Source organism: Saccharopolyspora hordei (assembly GCF_013410345.1).
Taxonomy (GTDB): domain Bacteria; phylum Actinomycetota; class Actinomycetes; order Mycobacteriales; family Pseudonocardiaceae; genus Saccharopolyspora; species Saccharopolyspora hordei.
The window spans coordinates 3,322,765-3,340,206 of record NZ_JACCFJ010000001.1 but is presented as its reverse complement, the minus strand read 5'-3'; the positions used below and the strand labels follow the sequence as shown (position 1 = coordinate 3,340,206).

15 protein-coding genes are annotated in these 17,442 nt (G+C 73.2%); 9 read left to right on the top strand and 6 right to left on the bottom strand.

Annotated elements, in window-relative coordinates; translation table 11 throughout:
* Positions 1-210 precede the first annotated feature (210 nt).
* The 4 genes from HNR68_RS15315 to HNR68_RS15300 all read right to left on the bottom strand — a co-directional run bounded on the left by HNR68_RS15315 (position 211) and on the right by HNR68_RS15300 (position 5,916).
* On the bottom strand, positions 211-2,319 hold the full coding sequence (locus HNR68_RS15315) for a TIGR03617 family F420-dependent LLM class oxidoreductase (RefSeq protein WP_179721583.1): 2,109 nt from the start codon (positions 2,317-2,319) through the stop codon (positions 211-213).
* A 372-nt stretch (positions 2,320-2,691) separates the two neighbouring features.
* Positions 2,692-2,946: an acyl carrier protein gene (locus HNR68_RS15310; RefSeq protein WP_179721581.1), complete on the bottom strand. Its 255-nt coding sequence runs from the start codon at positions 2,944-2,946 to the stop codon at positions 2,692-2,694.
* Positions 2,939-3,805 (bottom strand): alpha/beta fold hydrolase, encoded by an 867-nt coding sequence (locus HNR68_RS15305; RefSeq protein ID WP_179721579.1) that lies wholly within the window; start codon positions 3,803-3,805, stop codon positions 2,939-2,941. Before HNR68_RS15305 ends, HNR68_RS15310 begins: the two co-directional genes overlap by 8 nt.
* Positions 3,806-4,347: 542 nt before the next feature.
* Entirely contained in the window at positions 4,348-5,916 is a 1,569-nt protein-coding gene (locus tag HNR68_RS15300) for an amino acid permease (RefSeq protein WP_343050169.1), read from the bottom strand.
* 268 nt (positions 5,917-6,184) lie between these two features.
* On the opposite strand from HNR68_RS15300, the gene HNR68_RS15295 reads away from it, so the two are divergent.
* The 3 genes from HNR68_RS15295 to HNR68_RS15285 all read left to right on the top strand — a co-directional run bounded on the left by HNR68_RS15295 (position 6,185) and on the right by HNR68_RS15285 (position 8,126).
* On the top strand, positions 6,185-7,021 hold the full coding sequence (locus tag HNR68_RS15295) for a hypothetical protein (protein WP_179721577.1): 837 nt from the start codon (positions 6,185-6,187) through the stop codon (positions 7,019-7,021).
* Between the two features lie 138 nt (positions 7,022-7,159).
* Positions 7,160-7,717, top strand: a complete 558-nt coding sequence (locus tag HNR68_RS15290) for a hypothetical protein (RefSeq protein ID WP_179721575.1) — start codon at positions 7,160-7,162, stop codon at positions 7,715-7,717.
* A gap of 46 nt (positions 7,718-7,763) precedes the next feature.
* A complete protein-coding gene (locus HNR68_RS15285) occupies positions 7,764-8,126 on the top strand; it encodes a S4 domain-containing protein (RefSeq protein WP_179721573.1) in 363 nt (120 codons plus the stop codon).
* Between the two features lie 3 nt (positions 8,127-8,129).
* On the opposite strand, the gene HNR68_RS15280 is transcribed toward HNR68_RS15285, so the two are convergent.
* Entirely contained in the window at positions 8,130-9,272 is a 1,143-nt protein-coding gene (locus tag HNR68_RS15280) for a damage-control phosphatase ARMT1 family protein (RefSeq protein WP_218888313.1), read from the bottom strand.
* A 215-nt stretch (positions 9,273-9,487) separates the two neighbouring features.
* On the opposite strand from HNR68_RS15280, the gene HNR68_RS15275 reads away from it, so the two are divergent.
* Positions 9,488-9,775: a hypothetical protein gene (locus HNR68_RS15275; RefSeq protein ID WP_179721571.1), complete on the top strand. Its 288-nt coding sequence runs from the start codon at positions 9,488-9,490 to the stop codon at positions 9,773-9,775.
* Between the two features lie 40 nt (positions 9,776-9,815).
* Complete coding sequence (locus tag HNR68_RS15270; protein WP_343050168.1) at positions 9,816-10,565, top strand: enoyl-CoA hydratase-related protein; 750 nt, start codon at positions 9,816-9,818, stop codon at positions 10,563-10,565.
* Between the two features lies 1 nt (position 10,566).
* On the opposite strand, the gene HNR68_RS15265 is transcribed toward HNR68_RS15270, so the two are convergent.
* Entirely contained in the window at positions 10,567-11,157 is a 591-nt protein-coding gene (locus tag HNR68_RS15265) for an Rv1733c family protein (protein ID WP_179721569.1), read from the bottom strand.
* A 166-nt stretch (positions 11,158-11,323) separates the two neighbouring features.
* Between HNR68_RS15265 and HNR68_RS15260 the strand changes: the two genes are divergently transcribed.
* The 4 genes from HNR68_RS15260 (at position 11,324) to HNR68_RS15245 (ending at position 17,441) form a co-directional block, all read left to right on the top strand.
* Positions 11,324-12,529, top strand: a complete 1,206-nt coding sequence (locus tag HNR68_RS15260; RefSeq protein WP_179721567.1) for a site-2 protease family protein — start codon at positions 11,324-11,326, stop codon at positions 12,527-12,529.
* Between the two features lie 65 nt (positions 12,530-12,594).
* A complete protein-coding gene (gene otsB / locus HNR68_RS15255) occupies positions 12,595-14,154 on the top strand; it encodes a trehalose-phosphatase (RefSeq protein ID WP_179721565.1) in 1,560 nt (519 codons plus the stop codon).
* A 25-nt stretch (positions 14,155-14,179) separates the two neighbouring features.
* A complete protein-coding gene (locus HNR68_RS27430; protein WP_179721563.1) occupies positions 14,180-16,597 on the top strand; it encodes a glycosyl hydrolase family 65 domain-containing protein in 2,418 nt (805 codons plus the stop codon).
* Between the two features lie 55 nt (positions 16,598-16,652).
* Positions 16,653-17,441: a universal stress protein gene (locus tag HNR68_RS15245; protein ID WP_179721561.1), complete on the top strand. Its 789-nt coding sequence runs from the start codon at positions 16,653-16,655 to the stop codon at positions 17,439-17,441.
* The last annotated feature ends 1 nt before the right edge of the window (position 17,442 follow it).

Below are 17,442 nucleotides of genomic sequence, written 5' to 3'. Positions count from 1 at the left end.
CAGCGGTGCGGGTCCGTAGGTCCACGTGCGACAGCGGTGCGGACGGCCCGTGCCGTGGCGTTCGTCCGTTCCGCCGTGCCCGAACTGCTCGTGGTCGGCGTCCACGCGGTGGCGCGGTCCGTGGGCGCCTGGGTCGTCTCCTGCTCGTGCAGCGGACGGACCAGGACCGGTGGTCCTCCGCTGCGGCTCGGTGCACGCCTTCCGCGGCCGTCACATCGTCCTCACCTGTCCGGTGCGCGTGTCCAGCCGCACGGTCTCGGGGTGCCAGAGTCCCGCTTCGGTGCCGTGCGGAGCGGGCAGCACGATCCGGTCGGCCAGGCCACCGAAGCGAGCCAGCACCGCAGCACCCACGTCCCCCGGGGCGGCCCGGACGGCGAAGGTCTCCAGGACTTCGTCGCTGACCATCTCCCCCATGCGCCGCCAACGCTCGGGGTCACCGGACAAGCTCAGCTCCCGCATCGTGTCGCCGAACTCGCCGAGCCCGTGCAGGTCGAGGACGCGGCCGTAGTCCTTGGGGCTGCAGTAGAAAGCGACCAGTCGCCGCAGCCGGCTCTCGACGGACTCCCGCTCGTCCGGGGTCCGCCCCGTGGCGATCAGCGGCATGACCACCACGGTGAAGGACTCGCGGGACCGGCCGGCCTTCGCCAGACCGCGTTCCACCGCCGGCAGGAGCAGCTCGGTCAGGTGGCGCCGGCTGGCGAACGGCGGTGCGATGAGCCCGTCCCCGATCTCACCCGCCAGCTCGGCCATCCGTGGCCCCGCCGCTCCGAGGAAGATCGCCGGGGCGCCGTGCGGGTTGGGTGGTGGGGTGAAGAACTCGGAGCTCAAGGTGAAGCGGTAGAACGGGCCGTGGTAGGACAGCGGCCGCTCGTCGTTCCAGCTGCCCCAGATCGCCCGCAGCGCCGCGACGAAATCGCGCATCCGGTCGACAGGGCGGTTTCCGGGCATCGCCATCCGGTTCGCCAAGTGCACCGGGAGCTGCGAGCCGAGACCGAGCACCAGACGGCCGCCGGAGAGCCGGTGCAGATCGTTGGCCGCGCAGGCGACGGTCATGGGAGTGCGAGCGAGCGCGACCGTCACCGCCGTGCCGAGGCCGATGTCCTTGGTGGTCCCAGCCGCCACCGTCAGCGCCAGCAAGGGGTCGGACCGCTGCTCCGGCACCCAGAACGTGCCGTAGCCGACGGCTTCACTCGCCGCTGCTGCTCCGCCGGGGTCGATCTCGCGGTGCTCCAGGGCGAGGGGGGCGTTGTGACCGTCGAAGTGCACGGCCGGACCTTCCCGCGCGGGCAGGGGAACTCGCTCGCGCGTGCGGATGCGCGGGAGAGCGCCGGGTTCCTGGCTGGTGACCAGCCCGTCGAAGAGACTGGCCCCCAGCGGACGTTCGGGCACCCCCACATCGGACGGCGAGAGCCGGACTCCGCCCTCCTCGACGGGGTCGTTCGCAGCAGCACGGCTCAGCAGCAGTCGTGCCTGCTGGGCGTCGATGCCGCCATCCAGTTGCTGGAGCCAGGTGTCGAGCGGTACCGGTCTCAGCGGCGTGCCACTGCGCTCCAGCGCGTCGAAGACGTCCTCCAGCCGCACCGGCTGTCGGCGTACGAGGGTGAAGTCCTGTCCTTCCGCGTCTGCGCGGAGCGCCAGCGCGACGACCGCCCGGGCAGCGACGTCCGCCACCTCGACGTCCACCGTGCCCACGTCTCGGGGCCGGGTGCCGGTGGCGGCAGCGACCCCCAGCAGGGCGGCGAGCGGGTGCGCCGTGGTGGACCGCCAGTCGACCGAACCGTCGATGGTGAGCCCAGTCCGGATGCGGACCGCTGCAAACCCCTTCGCCACCGCGTCCTGAAGCCCCTCCCAGGCCGCTCGGTCGTCGGCCGCCGCACCCCGACGCGGGGAGTCCGGGCGGAACACCGCGCAGATCAGTGGACGGCGTCCGGTGAGCTCGACGCGCCTCTCGGCGAGGGAGACCAGGTGGTCGAAGTGTTCCGCCGGTTCGGTGTCGATGATCACCTCGACGGATTCGGCGAGCGCGTCGCGCTCCGACGCCGGGAGTCCCAGCCCGGTGCGGGGATCGTCACGGAAGAGGGTGATCAGCCGTTCGTCGCGGACGTCGTGCCCACCTGGGGCGTCTCCGACGCTGTCACCGGCCTCGAGGCGGTACACGAGAGCCGAGGTGGCCGAGCACAGCGCGGCGCACAGGTGCGCGCCGAAGGCATCACCGGATGTCCGCACCAGGACGGAGCGCGGGGAGCGGAAAGCGGTGTTCGTGTTCGCGGCGGCGCCTCGGCCACCTCCTGCCGCCAGCCGCTCCACGTGCATGACCATGGGACACCTCTCGTGCCAGAGAATTCGGTCCGCGAACGTTCCAACGCACTGGCGGAACTGCACCACCGCAATTCCCGCGCAGGGCCAGTCGGGAACGAAAAAAGGAAGTCGAGCGCTTCCCGTCGGTGAAATCGATGCTATCAAGGAGGACGTTCTCGGTAAACGTGAAGAATACACGCTCCTACATGATTCGCACGGGTTCCACCGAGGACATTTCCACGGCCGGACGAGCATTGCTCGACTGCCCGGTGACCGCCCTGCACGGGGAAGCGTGCGCTCCTCCCGACAAGAACGCGCCGGTGCGATCGTGGATCGCACCGGCGCGAGGCTTTCGCGCACGCCCGGCCCGGTGGTCGACGACCACCGGGCCCGTCAACCGCGGATCGACAACACGTGGTCGGCCAGCGATTCGATCGAACGCAGCGCTTCCGGCTCGACGTCGTCGTCCCACTCGAACCCGAAGGCGTCCTCCATCGACACCAGCAGGCTGACCAGTGCGTTGGAGGAGACCCCGGACTGCCGCAACGAAGCGGAGTCCGACACGGTGCTGACGAACTCGTCACCGCCGTAGAGCTCCACCAGCAGCGCACGGATGCGCCGCCGCACCTCGAGCGCCTGATCAGGCATGCGATTCCACTTCGTCGATGAACTTGCGGACCAGCGCTTGGAAGGTCTCGGCGTCGTCGACGTAGGGCACGTGGCCGGCCTTGGGCATGACCTCGCAGCGGCCGTTGGGGAACTGCTCGGCCAGCTCCCTCGCCTCCGTCGGCCCCATCAGGAAGTCGTCGTCGCCGATGACGACCAACGCCGGCACCGCGACCTGGGCCAGCAGCTCGGGACTGTGGTCGTCTTGCATGGCGCGCTTCATGCCGTTCTTGAGGTCCTCGACCGTGGACAGTGCGGAGAACGCCTCGCGGAAGCCCAGGAAGCCCGGAGCGCCGAGCGCCTCGTTCATCGCCGAGCTGAACACCTCGGGGTACATGTGCTCGTACAGGGCCGTGATGCCGTGGTTCTCCAACGTCCGCAGCCACGCCTTCTGGACCTGCCGCTGGCGCCGCATGCCATGCGGACCGAAGACCGGACCCGCCAGCACCACACCCCGGACGCGGTCCGGGTACCAGCGAGCGAGGTCCCGGGCCAAGACGGTGGACGTCGACGCACCGATCATGTAGGCGGACTCGACCCCCAGCGCGTCGAGCAGCCCGACGACGTCCGCCGCGTGCTCCTCCCAGGTCGGTTCCTCGTCGTGGTGCGAAGAAGCCCCGTGGTTGCACAGGTCGAACCCGATGAGCCGGTACTGCTGCTCGAGCTCCTCGGTGAACACCCGCCATGACGGCGCAGGCAGGAACAGCGGGTTGAGCAGCACGATCGCAATGCCCTCACCACGAGTCTCGTAGTAGAGCTCCACGCCCTCGCGGGTACGGATGCGCGGCGCGTCTTCGCGGTACGACAGATCCAGCCGGGACAAGTTGTCATAACCTGGCATTGGTTCCCATCCTTCTCTCTTTCCCGATGATTGCGGCACCCGGCGGACGTGCGAGCGGCCCAGCGACAGCGGTCGCCGGGCGCTCCCAGGTGCGGCACCGCGGGGGACGCAGCGCACCGTGCGATCCCTGCCCCGCAACTCGACGCAAGAACGTCACTCACGGTCTTGGCGACACGAGCTTTCTCCCGACAGGACGAGTGCGACCGGAGTCGATGTCCGCGATCACCGCACCGCTTTCCGGCACGGTCCGACGCCTGTGGCGATCAGCTCCCATTCGCGGATGACCAGGCGGGCCCGTGCCGTGGAGCGCTCCTGAAACTACCAGCCGAGTGCCACGTCTTGACACGTCCTTTCTGCACGTGTTCCCGTGCATTTCGCACACGCGGACCGGAAGAACGGAAAAGGGGGAAGGATTCTTCGCAGACACCTCGTCTGCCGTTCGACGGAGCGGCCACGCACCCGGCGAGAGCCATGGGACCTTCCTGGCTCGGACACCGGCAGCGCTGCGTTCTGGTCGCCCAGCGGGCCGGCCGAGCGCCGGGTCAAGGCGTGTTCGTGCGCTCGTCCCCCGACCGCACCTGCAAGGGGCGACCTGGTTCGCTCACAGCCCGGCCGTCACGTCGCTGGAGGACGACGCCGACCACCACCAGGACGGCGGCGAGGCTGAGCGAGAGCCAGAGCTCGAGACGATGACCGGGCAAGATCGCCATCGTGAGCAGGATGCCGGTGATGCTGACGATGGTGACCACTGTCAAGTGGGGAAAGGCCCACATGGGCGATTCGAGAGCCGACTCGGCGCCCCGGGCACGCACCGCACGGCGAGTGGCCAACTGCGTGCTGGCGATGACCAAGTACATGATCAAGGCTATCGCCCCGCTGGAGGCCAACAGGTAACCGAAGAATTCCGGGACGACGTAGTTCAGGACCACCGCGACCGCACCGATCACGGTCGACGCGAGCACGGCCGCCCGCGGGGTCCCGTTGCCCCCGGTGGTGCCCAGCAGCCGCGGAGCGTCTCCCCGCTTCGCCAGCGAGAAGACCATGCGTGATGCCGTGTAGATCGCGGAGTTGAGGCAACTGCACACCGCAGTGAGCACGACGACGTCCATGACCACGGCAGCGCCCGGGACGTTCATGCGCTCCAGCGCCGCCTGGTACGAGCCGTGCGCGACGAGGTCCGGGGCGTTCCAGGGAACCAGTGCGACCACGACGAACACCGAGCCGATGTAGAACAGCGCCAGGCGCCACACCACTGCGCTGATGGCCTTGCGGATGTTGCGCTTCGGGGCCTCGGACTCGGCGGCGGCGATGGTCACGATCTCGCTGCCCTGGAAGGCGAACATCGCTGTCAGCAGTCCGGCCAGGATCGAGATCCCCCCGTTGGGCAGGAACCCACCCTCGGCCCACAGGTGCGACACACCGCTCGTGCCCGAGCCGGGCAGCAACCCGAAGATGGCGAGGACGCCGAGCACGAGGAACCCGACGATCGCGACGACCTTCAGCAAGGCGAACCAGTACTCGAACTCACCGTAGTTGCGCACGGCCATGAGGTTGGAGCCGGCGAGCAGCACGATCACCGCGAACGCCGGCCCCCACGCGGGGACCGGCAGAGCCGAACCGATGATCTCCCCCGCGACGATCGCCTCGATCGGAACCACCAAGACGTAGAACCACCAGTAGAGCCACCCGATCGAGAACCCAGCCCACCGGCCGAGCGCCCGGTCGGCGTAGCTGGAGAACGAGCCGGTGTCGGGGTTGGCAACGGCCATCTCCCCGAGCATCTTCATCACCAGCACCACGAGCGCCGCTGCGAGCACGAACGACACCAGCACCGCGGGACCGGCTTCGGCGATCGCCGCCGACGACCCGACGAACAGACCCGCTCCGATCACGCCGCCGATCGAGATCATCGTGATCTGACGGCTCTTCAACCCGCTGGTCAGCGCACCGCCAGTGGAGCGCCGAACTTCGTCGTGTGCCATGAGAACTCCTGTCGGACGTGCCACCGGGGCAGGGGCGCCGGAACTGGGAACGGTGCGGACCCCGCGACGGGGTCCCGTCGCGTCGGAGCCGTGTGGTCGGGATCCCGGGCGTGAACCGGACGTGATCACACGGCTGGGAACCGTAAGCACATCCGCAGCCGGCACGGTGGAGACCCGACAGCTTGCTTTCACGCCGAGGGGGCCGTGGCCGCTCGTCTGCGCGGGGGATCGACCAGATCGATGTTGGCGGGACCGCCGTCACCACGAGCTGCTGTCCTCCCGGCCAGCTGTTCGGCCCGCCCCCGCTGCGTCCGTTCGTGGGGGATCGGGTCGTTCCCGGCTCGCGGCGCCCGTTCGGCGGCTAGCCTGCTCGCAACCACAGCGAGGGGGTGTGCGGATGGACGGTCCCGCCGAGCGGACGACGCACAACCGGATCGCCGAGGGTGCGGTGGTGTCGGGCGGCGTGGTGCAGGCGGGGACGTTCACCGGGCAGGTCCACTTCCACTACCGGGGGCGCACCGCGCCGCTGGACCTGCTGACCCTGCGCCGGTGGATCGACCGGATCGCCGCGGACCACCGGGAGCGGGCCGAGGCGGACCGTGGCCACGCCGAACGGGTGAGCTCCGTGCGCGCCGCCCTCGACGACGAGGCCGCGGAGGAGCAGCGCGACGTCGTCCGGCGCCTGCTCGTGGCCGGTGTCTGCGGGTACCTCGCGCACGCCGGGGACGAACCCCCACCGAGGTTGCCGGAGCAGGTCCTGCTCGACGTCGTCGTCTTCGCGCTGTGGCCGGTGGTCACCGCGCGGAAGCTGCCCCGCGACTGGCAGGGACAGCTCGCCGAGATCACCTCCCCGCGGCTCGCCGCGCTGGTGGAGCGCACCCGGCGCTCCGGCGGGGCGGCTGAGGAGTTCGCCCGCGCGGTGGCCCGCCGGTCGCTGTACCCGGCGATGTCCGCGCTGTTCGACGACCTGGCCGACCCCCGCCGCGGTGGTGCGCTGCTGACCTCGATGGCACTGGTGGGCGGCCTGCCGAAGCCCTCGACCGGACACGCCCGGACGGTGCTCTCGTGGGTCGTCGGCGTCGCGGGCGGTGCCGCCGCGCTCGCCGCGGTGCTGGACCGGGAGTCGCACGTCCAGCAGATGTTCGAGGAGGCGGTGACCGACCTGCCGGACGGCTCGTCCGCGATCGACGCGACCGAGGTGCTGTCCGACTTCCTGGACGGGTTGTTCGACTGACCCGCCTTCCCGTGGCTCGCGCTGCTCCTCGTCTCCGCCGCGGCCGGCCCGCTGCTCGTCGCGCTCGGCAACCTCCTGCTCCGCTCCATCACGTGGGGCAACCCCCGCGCCCTGGTCGACCTCCTCCGGGTCCTGCGCGTGCTGGTCTCGGTCCCGCCGACGACCACCTTCCGCTGGCGCCCCGGTGTGGGGCTGCAGGCCCTCCGCTACGACGAGGAGACCGACGAGGACACGGAGGTGGCGTCGGGCATCTGGCCCGACCGGGAGGGCCCGGGCCTGGTCTTCTGGATGTGGGGCGAGCGGCCGAGGTCGGCGGCGTTCGTCGCGGGGCGGGTGCGCCTCGACCTCGCCGTGCGCGTGTTCTGCTTCGTCGCCATGTTCCTCGGCTCGTTCGTGCTGTCCGTGCGGCTGGCCGTCACCGAGGACCCGCGGTGGCTGCTGGGGACGGTGTTCCTGGCCGTCCACCAGCTCGCGGTGGGCGCCACCGGCCGCTACGTCCAGTGGGAGGTGTGGTCCTGGCACTCCGCGGTGCTGGCCGGGTGCGTCTTCGCGTACCTGCAGGGCGGGGTGGCCGAGACGGTCGCGGTGTGGGTGGCCACGGCCCACTTCGTGGTCTCCACCCTGGCGACCTGGTACGTCATGTCCAGCAGGCGCATGCGGGAGGTCTACCGGCGACGGCAGCGGCTCGGGTCGTGAGCCGGTCGGCCGACCGGCCCGGGGCGGCGTGCCATCATGGGGTGCTGTGGAATCCACGCGTGTCGACCGCTGGTTGTGGGCCGTGCGACTGACCAAGACCCGGCCCGACGCTGCCGCCGCCTGCCGCGGCGGGCACGTGCGCGTCAACGGCAGGCCCGCGAAGCCCGCGACCACCGTGTCCCCCGGCGACGAGGTGCGGGCGCGTGTCGGTGGCCGGACGCGCACGGTCGAGGTGGTCAAGGTGATCCAGCGGCGCGTCGGCGCCCCCGAGGCCGTCACCTGCTACCTCGACCGGACGCCCACCCCGCCGCCGAAGGCCGCGGCACCGGTGGCGCGTCGCGAGCGCGGCGCCGGGCGCCCGACGAAGAAGGACCGCCGGATGCTCGACAAGCTCCGCGGGGCCCGCTGACGCTCAGGCGGGCGGGTTGGTCTGGATGAGCGCGTGGGACCCGCTGGTCCGCCACGCCCCGTCGCCCAGCCCGGCCACCGTCTCCTCGTCGAGGCCCACCACGACCTCGGACTTGAGCACCCGCAGCGCGGCCACCGGCCCCGGGAAGTGCGACACCGCGCCCCCGAACGGCGTGGTGGCCGGCCAGTACCGGTCACCGACCAGGCGCCGGTAGTTCAGGTCGCCCTTCAGCACGGTGACCGCCGCGGAGGCGAACTCCTGGCGCAGGTCGTCCGGCATGGCCCGGTAGTCCAGCGGCGCGCAGAAGAACGGGTGCGCGCGCACCTCGACGCGCCCGTCGCGCAGACCGGCCCAGATCCGCTGCCCGATCGCGCCCGCCTCGCCGGGCAGGTCGAGCAGGTGGCGCAGCACGGCGAGCACGTCGGCGGGCGTGGCGTCGGAGACGTAGTACGGGGTCGGCTTGACGTGCAGGACGACGCGGTCCGCGCGGCGGGTCGTCAGCAGGTGGTCGACCAGCGCCAGGTCGGCGGCGAGCTCACCCGCGGCGTTGTCGGCGACCAGGTGGACCGGGCCGCCGCCGGTGAACAGCGACCAGAACTCCCGGCTGCTGCCGGCGACCAGCCCCGCCGTCCCGGAGACCCCGGTGGACAGCTGGAAGGCGAGGTCGGCCTGGTTGCCCCACACCGCGGCCCGCACCACCGCGGCGTCGCGCTCGTCCGCCGAGAGCTCGGGCAGGGCGTCGAACGCCTGGAGCGTCGCGGTGGTCGCGGCGCTGTGCAGCTCCGCGGTCTTCATCGGCGCGAAGGGGTCGACGCCCCACCACGCCCCGGGCGTGAAGTAGCCGACGGCGGCCAGCAGCCTGCGGAAGAAGTAGCTCTCCGCCCACAGGAACGCGCACTCCCGCCACGGCCTGCCGACCTGGCCGTCGGCCCAGGCCGCCCAGCGCTCCCGGTCGGGCGCCTCGTCGTCGAGCGGTGCGACGACCCCGGCCGTCGACTCGCGCAGCAGCCCCGCCAACCGGCTGCGCACCTCGGGCCCGTAGGGCGTCGCGGCGCAGACCTGGTCGACCATCGCGGGGTGGCGCTCGTGGAACACCTTCCACGCGAACGAACCGGGCTCACCGATCGTGATCTGCGGTGCTTCCAACCCCACCTCGCAGCCTGTCGTCCCGTTCCTGTCCGGCCCTCCTGGAGCCTACGGGGCGTGCCGGACGGGGAGCGCCCGGAGCGCTACTCAGGTCCATCGCGCAGCCATGATTGAGTAGTTCACCTCGCCCTCTCCTCCGGTGGCAGACGTCACAGTGGGAGCACCTCCACCGGGGTCGACAGACCCGACAACCACCGAAGGAACGGGGTGTGACCATGACCTTCCTCCAGCCCCAGACCGCGCCGCTGACCACCTGCTCCCTGGACGAGCTCGACCGCCGCGCCAAGCTCGCCGAGACGTGCATGAACCTCGCGCTCGAACAGCGGTGCTGGGCCCCACTGCAGCGGTACCGCCAGGAGATGCTCATCGTCCAGGCCGAGATCCGCCGCCGGCTCGACGCGCTCGAGGACTCCCCCGGCCACGTCGGCACCCGCCTGGGCGAGCAGACCGACGACCGGTTCTGCCTGGCGCCGGAGGGCGACGACGCGGTCGGCCTCGCCTAGGATCCGGTGATCGACGGCGCCGAGCGACAGGAGCGACACCGTGACCGTGCGTGTGGAGCGGAAGGGCCCGGTCCAGGTCATCACGATGGACCGGCCGGAGCGCCGCAACGCCTTCGACGGCGCGATGACCCGGGCTCTCGACGCCGCGCTGAACGACTTCGAGGACGACGACTCGGTGCTCGCCGGGGTCCTCACCGGCGGCCCGGACTCCTTCTCCGCGGGCACCGACATCCGCGTCTGGGCGGGTGAGCCGACCGCGCGCGGCGGCCCGTACGGGATCGCCGGGCGGCGGTTGCGCAAGCCGCTGATCGCCGCGGTGGAAGGCGCCGCGGCCGGCGGCGGGTTCGAGATCGCGCTGGCCACCACGATGATCGTCGCCTCGCGCACCGCGCACTTCTCCTTCCCCGAGGTCGGCCTCGGCCTGGTGGCCGAGTGCGGTGGCCTGTTCCGCGCCCCGCGCGCGCTGCCGCTGAACATCGCGCGGGAACTGCTGCTCACCGGGGAACGGCTCCCGGCGCAGCGCGCGTACGACCTCGGCCTGGTCAACCGGTTGACCGAGCCGGGCGGGGCCCTCGACGAGGCCATCGCCGTGGCCGAGCGGATCGCCGCGCAGGCCCCGGTCGCGGTCCGCGAGACGTTGCGGGCCGTCGAGGACGCCTGCTCCGCCGACGACGAGGCCAGGTGGGCTGCCACCACCGCCGCCAAGGAGCGTGCCCGGGCCTCCGCCGACGCCGCGGAGGGGGTCGCGGCCTTCCTGGCGAAGCGCTCCCCGCGCTGGACGGGCAGCTGAGTCAGGGCTGGCGCGCCCACCGCGGTCCGACGACCTCCCACTCCCGCGCCCAGGCGCGGCACGCGAGCGCGTCCGCCGCGGCGCGCACGGCGACGAGGAGCACCATGCACAGCCCCTCCCCCGTCACCACGACGCCGAGGGCCAGCCCGACCGCCGCGGCGCGGAGCTGGTCGTCGGTGGGCGGCGCCGCCGTGATCCGGTCCGCGGCGTCCACCCAGAGCGGGACCTCGGCGCCCACCGCGGTGCCCGGCTCGACCGGCGCCCGCCCGGTGCGCGGTGCGCCGTCGGCCGCGACCCACCGCACCTCGGCCGTGGAGCGCTGCGCGGTGACCTCGGGGTTCGCCACCACCGCTTGGGCCATCGGCCGGGTGAGCACGGTCGCCACCACCTGGTGCCGGGTGGCGGCCGTGGCCTCGGCAGCGCGCGCACTGCCCTCGTAGGACGCCCGACCGGTCACGACGGCGACGACCGGGACGCCGACGAGCGCGATCAGCAGCACACCCAGCACCAGCGCCGCCACCACCGTGTCCCGGCGGCGCCGCAGCGGGTTCGACGTCAGTCCCACCGCTCGCGCGAACCAGCGGATGCCCATGGGTGCTCCTGCATCGGGGTTGGTTCCAGGCTGTGCGGTCCGCGAGGGGCGCCCAAGGGCCCTTCGTCCCGCTCGCTGCCCGGGAAGGTCCCGATGGCCCTTGGTCGTCGCCGGTCTCGGCCGGATGGTGGAGGTGAGCGGTACGGGCGCACGGTGGGAGGGCCTGGTGAAGGAGACGGTTCCGGTCGGGCGGTTCGCCGGGGTGCGGATCGGCCTGCACTGGAGCGTGCTCGGCATCGTCGCGCTGGTGGCGGTCGGCCTCGGCGGGTTCGTGCTGCCCACCGAGATGCCCGGTCGCTCGCCGATCGCCTACGCGGTCTGCGGGACCGCCGCCGCCGTGCTGCTGGTCTGCTCGGTGCTGGTGCACGAGCTGGCGCACGCGGTCGTCGCCCGGCGCAACGGCGTCGCGGTCGCCGGCATCACCCTGTGGCTGCTCGGCGGGGTGGCCCGGTTGCGCGGGGAGGCGCGCAGCGCGGGCGCGGACTTCCGGATCGCGGCGGTCGGCCCGGCCTCCAGCGCGGCGCTCGCGCTGGTGCTCGGCGCGGGCGTCGTGGCGGCGATCCGGTTCGGCGCCGACGAGCTGGTCGTGGCGGTGCTGAGCTACCTGGCGGTGCTCAACGCCGTGCTGGCGGTGTTCAACCTGGTCCCGGCGGCGCCGCTCGACGGCGGGCGGGTGCTGCGGGCCGTGCTGTGGGCGTGGCGCGGCGACCGGTTCCGCGCCGCGGTGTGGTCGGCGTGGGCGGGCCGCGGCTTCGGGTTCCTGCTGATCACCGCCGGGGTCGTCGAGGTGCTGATGCGCAGCGCCGCCGGGGTGTGGTGGGTGCTGCTCGGCCTGTTCGTGGTGAACACGGCGGCCGCCGAGGAGCGGCAGGCCCGCACCGGCCTCGCCCTGGCCGGGGTCGCGGTGGCCGACGTGATGTCCAGCCCGGTCGAGACCGCGGCCGCGGAGCAGTCGGTGGCGCAGTCCTCGCGCGACCCCGCCGCGTCGCACCGGCACCCGGTGCTGCCGGTGGTCGACTCGCGCGGCCAGGTGCGCGGCGCGGTGACCCTGGACCGCCTGCGCGCCGTGCCGGAGCACGAGCGCGCGACGACCGCGGTCATCCAGGTGGCCGAACCGCTGGAGGAGGTCACCACGGCCGAACCCGGTGAGTCCCTGGCGCTGGTCCTGCCGCGGCTGTCCGGGGCCGCGCGGGGCCGCGTCCTCGTCTGCGCGGGCGGTCGGCTCCACGGCATCGTCGCGCCCTCCGACATCGCCCGCGTGCTGGCCGACCACAGCCTCACCGCGTCGCTGCCCGCCAGCGCCGACCTCAGCTGGGAGCCGGACCACCGTCCGCCGCCCCCGGGCTGGTGGTACCCCGGGCAGCACCGCTGACCGGACGTGGGTGGGAACGGTCGACGATCTGGGTACTCCGCGAGCACCTCGCTCGTGGAGCCGCCATGGTCGCGACCTTCATCGACCCGAACCGCCACCGCGCAGTGCTGTTCGACCTGGACGGGGTGTTGACCGACACCGCGCGCCTGCACGCGACGGCCTGGAAGCGCGTGTTCGACCGGTACCTGGCCGAGCGCCCGTCGAACCCGGCGGAGGACCACGGCCCGTTCACCGACGCCGACTACCGGCACCACGTCGACGGCAAGTCGCGGGTGGACGGCGTGCTGGACTTCTTGCGCGCCCGCGGGATCTGGTTGCCCCGCGGGGACGCCACCGACGCCCCCGGGGCGGAGACCGCCCACGGGCTGGGCGCGCTCAAGGACGAGCAGTTCGCGGCCGCCGTCGACGAGGAGGGCGTCGAGGCGTTCCCGGACGCCGTGCGGCTCGTGGAGTCGCTGCACCGCGGCGGCATCGCGACGGCGGTGGTCTCCGCGAGCCGGAACTGCGCCCGCGTGCTCGCCCGGGCCGGCCTCGCCGACGCGTTCGACGTCCGCGTCGACGGCGTCGTGGCGGCGGAGCTGGGGCTGCCCGGCAAGCCCGATCCCGCGCTGCTGCTGGAGGCGGCCCGCCGGCTCGGCGCGGAGCCGTCGCGCTCGGTGGTCGTCGAGGACGCCGAGGCCGGGATCGCGGCCGCCCGCGCCGGGGGCTTCGCGCTGGTCCTCGGCGTGGCCCGGACCGGTGCGCCGAGCGCGCTGGTCGAAGCCGGGGCGGACGTGGTGGTGCCCAGCCTGGCCGAGGTGGTCGTCGCCGCGTCCGGGCAGCGGCGGCTCTCGGAGGTCCCCGACGGGCTGGAGCACTGGGACACCGTCGCCGCGCGCGTGCGCGGCCGGCGCCCCGTGCTGCTGCTGGACTTCGACGGCACCCTCGCCCCGATCCAGGAGGACCCGGCGAAGGTCTCGCTGTCGGTGTCGACCCGCACCGCGCTGCAGGACCTGGCCCGGCACTGCCCGGTGGGCGTGATCAGCGGCCGCGACCTGCGGGACGTGCGCAGCAAGGTGCGGCTCGAAGGGGTGTGGTGCGCGGGCAGCCACGGGTTCGAGCTGGCCGGGCCCGGCGGCGAGCCGATCGCGCAGCGGGCCGGCGAAGCCGCGCTGCCCGACCTCGACGCCGCGGAGCAGTGCCTGTCCGCCCAGGTCGCGGGCGTGGCGGGCGCGCTGGTCGACCGCAAGCGCTTCTCGCTGGCCGTGCACTACCGCAACGTGCGGCCGGAGGAGGTCGACCACGTCATCACCACCGCGCAGCAGGTCGGTGCGCAGCTGCCGGGACTGCGGGTGGCGCACGGCCGCAAGGTGGTCGAGCTGCTGCCCGACATCGACTGGAACAAGGGCCGCGCGCTGCGCTGGTTGCTGGAGCAGGCCGGGCTCACCGACCCGGGGCTCGTGCCGGTCTACGCGGGTGACGACTACACCGACGAGGACGCGCTGCAGGAGGTCCACGACGAGGGGCTGGGCGTCGTCGTGCTCAGCCCCGAGCACGGTGACCGCCTGACCTGGGCGCACGTCAGCGTCGCGGGCACCGGCCCGTTGATCGAGCTGCTGTCCCGGCTCGCGGGGAGGCCGCGGTGACCCGCCGGTCGTCCGGGAGCCCGCGGTGAGCGTGTGGCAGGTCGTGTTCTCCGGCTTCGACCCGGCCGACGAGGGTCGCCGGGAAGCGCTGTGCGCGCTGGGCAACGGCTTCTTCGCCACCCGCGGCGCGGCCCCGGAGTCCACCGCCGACGACGTGCACTACCCGGGCACCTACGTCGCCGGCTGCTACAACCGGCTCCGCAGCGAGGTCGCGGGCCGGGAGGTCGAAGACGAGTCGCTGGTCAACGCGCCGAACTGGCTGCTGCTGACCTTCCGCATCGACGGCGGGCCGTGGTTCGACCTGCGGCGCACCGAGGTGCTCGACCACGAGCAGGAGCTCGACCTCGAGCGCGGGATCCTGGTGCGGCGCGTGCGGTTCCGCGACGAGCGGGGCCGCACCACCGGTGTCGTGCAGCGCCGGTTCGTGCACCTCGGTGATCCGCACCTGGCCGGGCTGGACACCGCGCTGGTGGCCGAGGACTGGTCCGGGCGGGTCACGGTCCGCTCCGGCATCGACGGGCGGGTGACCAACAGCGGGGTCGAGCGCTACCGCGCGCTCAACGGCAAGCACCTCACCGGCCACCGGGCGTTCGAGTCCACACCGGACACCGTGGTGCTGCACGCGCGCACCTCGCAGTCCGGCATCCACATCGCCGAGGCCACGCGCACCCGGGTGTTCGCCGACGGGGCGCCGCTCGACGCCGCGCGCACCCTGCTCCAGCAGGACGAGCTCATCGCGCACGACATCGACCTCGACCTCACCCGGCGGTCCGAGGCGCAGGTGGAGAAGGTCGCCGCGCTGCACACCTCGCGCGACGCGGCCACCACCGAACCGGTCAGCGAGGTCGTGGACCGGGTGCGCTGCGCCCCCGGGTTCGACGAGCTGCGCCGGTCGCACGCCCTGGCCTGGGCACGGCTGCACCGCGAGTTCCACTGCGGACTGTCGACCAGCGAGGGCGCGCAGCGGGCCGTGCAACTGCACCTGTTCCACCTGCTGCAGACGATCTCGCCGCACACCGCCGACCTCGACGTCGGGGTGCCCGCGCGCGGGCTGCACGGCGAGGCCTACCGCGGGCACGTGTTCTGGGACGAGCTGTTCGTGCTGCCCACCCTCACGCTGCGCCGCCCCCAGCTGGCGCGGTCGCTGCTGATGTACCGCTACCGCCGGCTCGACCGGGCGCGGCGCGCCGCCGCGGAAGCCGGGCTGCGCGGGGCGATGTTCCCGTGGCAGAGCGGCAGCAACGGCCGGGAGGAGAGCCAGACCGTGCACCTGAACCCGCGTTCGGGGCGCTGGCTGCCCGACCACACGCACCTGCAGCGCCACGTCGGCATCGCCATCGCGCACAACGTGCACCACTACTACCGGGCCACGGGCGACGAGGAGTTCCTCAGCGAGCACGGCGCCGAGGTGCTGCTGGAGATCACCCGGTTCTTCGCGTCGCTGGCCCGCTACGACCGGAGCCGGGACCGCTACGTCATCCGCGGCGTCGTCGGTCCGGACGAGTACCACACCGGCTACCCGGGCCGGGCGGCGCAGGGGATCGACAACAACGCCTACACCAACGTCATGACCGCCTGGTTGTGCCGCACCGCCGCGCAGGTGCTGCGCGAGCTGCCCGCCGACCGGCGCCACGAGCTCGTCGAGCAGCTCGACCTGCGTCACGGCGAGGTCGACCGGTGGAAGCGGATCGCGCAGCGGATGTTCGTGCCGTTCCACGGCGACGGGATCATCAGCCAGTTCGAGGGCTACGAGCGGCTGGCCGAGCTGGACTGGGAGGGCTACCGTCGGCGCTACGGCGACATCCAGCGGCTGGACCGCATCCTGGAGGCCGAGGGCGACGACCCCAACCGCTACCAGGCCTCCAAGCAGGCCGACGTGCTGATGCTGTTCTACCTGCTGTCGGCGGAGGAGCTGGCGGACGTGCTCGGCGGGCTCGGCTACCCGATGCGGCCCGACACCATCCCGAAGAACATCGAGCACTACCTGCAGCGCACCTGCCACGGGTCGACGCTCAGCGCGGTGGTGCACGCCTGGGTCCTCGCGCGCAGCCGGCGGCAGCGGGCGCTGGAGTTCTTCGACCACGCGCTGGCCGCGGACCTGCACGACACCCAGCGCGGCACCACCCGCGAGGGCGTCCACCTCGGGGCCATGGCCGGCAGCGTGGACCTGCTGCAGCGCTGCTTCGCCGGCATCGAGGTCACCGGCGGCGTGCTGCGGCTCGACCCGCTGTGGCCGACCGAGCTCGGCGAGATGGAGCTGAGCATCCAGTACCGGGGCCAGCCGCTCACCATCACCGTCACCGGCCGCAGCGCGACGGTGCGGACCGCGCCCGGCCCCACCCGCACGCCCATCACCTGCACCTGCGGGTCCCGGACCGTCCGGTTGGGTCCCGGGGAGACCGCGTGGTTCTCCCACGAGCAGCGGCCGTGGGAGGAGGCGTGACCGCGGCCGCGCCGAGGCGGGTACCCGAGGGGGAGTCGGCAGCGGAGGAGGTCCGATGGGACGCGTGGTCGTGGGCGTGGACGGGTCGGCGGAGTCGCTGGCGGCCGCCGAGTGGGGCGCCGCGGAGGCCGGGGTCCGGCACGCCGGGCCGGCGCTGTTCGTGGTGGTCGCCGGGAGCCGGCTCGCGGAGGACGAGGCGCGGGACACCGTCGGCCCGCTCGCCGAGCGGCTGGGGGCGACGGCGGAGGTCGCGCGCGGCGACCCCGCGGAGGTGCTGGTCCGGCTCTCCCAGGACGCGGAGCTGGTCGCGATCGGCTCGCGCGGGCGGGGCCAGCTGGCCGCGACGCTGCTGGGGTCGGTCAGCGCCGAGGTCGCCCGGCACGCGCGGTGCCCGGTGGTGGTCGTCCGGACCCACCGCAGCAGCGGACCGGTGGTGGTCGGGCTGGACGGCTCCCCGCACAGCCGCGGGGCGCTGCGCTTCGCGTTCGACGCCGCCGCCCGCTACGGGTGCGAGCTGGTGGCCGAGCAGGTGTGGCAGGACCCCGAGCCGACCCCCGTCGTGCCGCCGCTGGAGCACGAGCTGGCCGCGTGGCAGGACGAGGCGCGGCGGAGCCTGTCCGAGCAGCTGGCGGGCTGGGGCGAGTCCTACCCGCAGGTGCCGGTGCGCCAGATCGCCCAGCGCGGGCGCCCGGTCACCGAACTGGCCGTGGCGTCGGAGGAGGCGCGGCTGCTGGTCGTCGGGCACCGCGGGCACGGCGCGGTCGCCGGGCTCGTGCTCGGTTCGGTGGCGATGGGCGTGCTGCACCGCGCGTCCTGCCCGGTGGCCGTGGTGCGGGAGTCGTGAC

What these genes read in the sequence shown, in the direction of transcription:
- HNR68_RS15315 (WP_179721583.1), bottom strand. Translation starts at nt 2,319, where the DNA reads ATGGTCATGCACGTGGAGCGGCTGGCGGCAGGAGGTGGCCGAGGCGCC.
- HNR68_RS15310 (WP_179721581.1), bottom strand. Translation starts at nt 2,946, where the DNA reads ATGCCTGATCAGGCGCTCGAGGTGCGGCGGCGCATCCGTGCGCTGCTG.
- HNR68_RS15305 (WP_179721579.1), bottom strand. Translation starts at nt 3,805, where the DNA reads ATGCCAGGTTATGACAACTTGTCCCGGCTGGATCTGTCGTACCGCGAA.
- HNR68_RS15295 (WP_179721577.1), top strand. Translation starts at nt 6,185, where the DNA reads ATGGACGGTCCCGCCGAGCGGACGACGCACAACCGGATCGCCGAGGGT.
- HNR68_RS15275 (WP_179721571.1), top strand. Translation starts at nt 9,488, where the DNA reads ATGACCTTCCTCCAGCCCCAGACCGCGCCGCTGACCACCTGCTCCCTG.
- HNR68_RS15265 (WP_179721569.1), bottom strand. Translation starts at nt 11,157, where the DNA reads ATGGGCATCCGCTGGTTCGCGCGAGCGGTGGGACTGACGTCGAACCCG.
- otsB (WP_179721565.1), top strand. Translation starts at nt 12,595, where the DNA reads ATGGTCGCGACCTTCATCGACCCGAACCGCCACCGCGCAGTGCTGTTC.
- HNR68_RS15245 (WP_179721561.1), top strand. Translation starts at nt 16,653, where the DNA reads ATGGGACGCGTGGTCGTGGGCGTGGACGGGTCGGCGGAGTCGCTGGCG.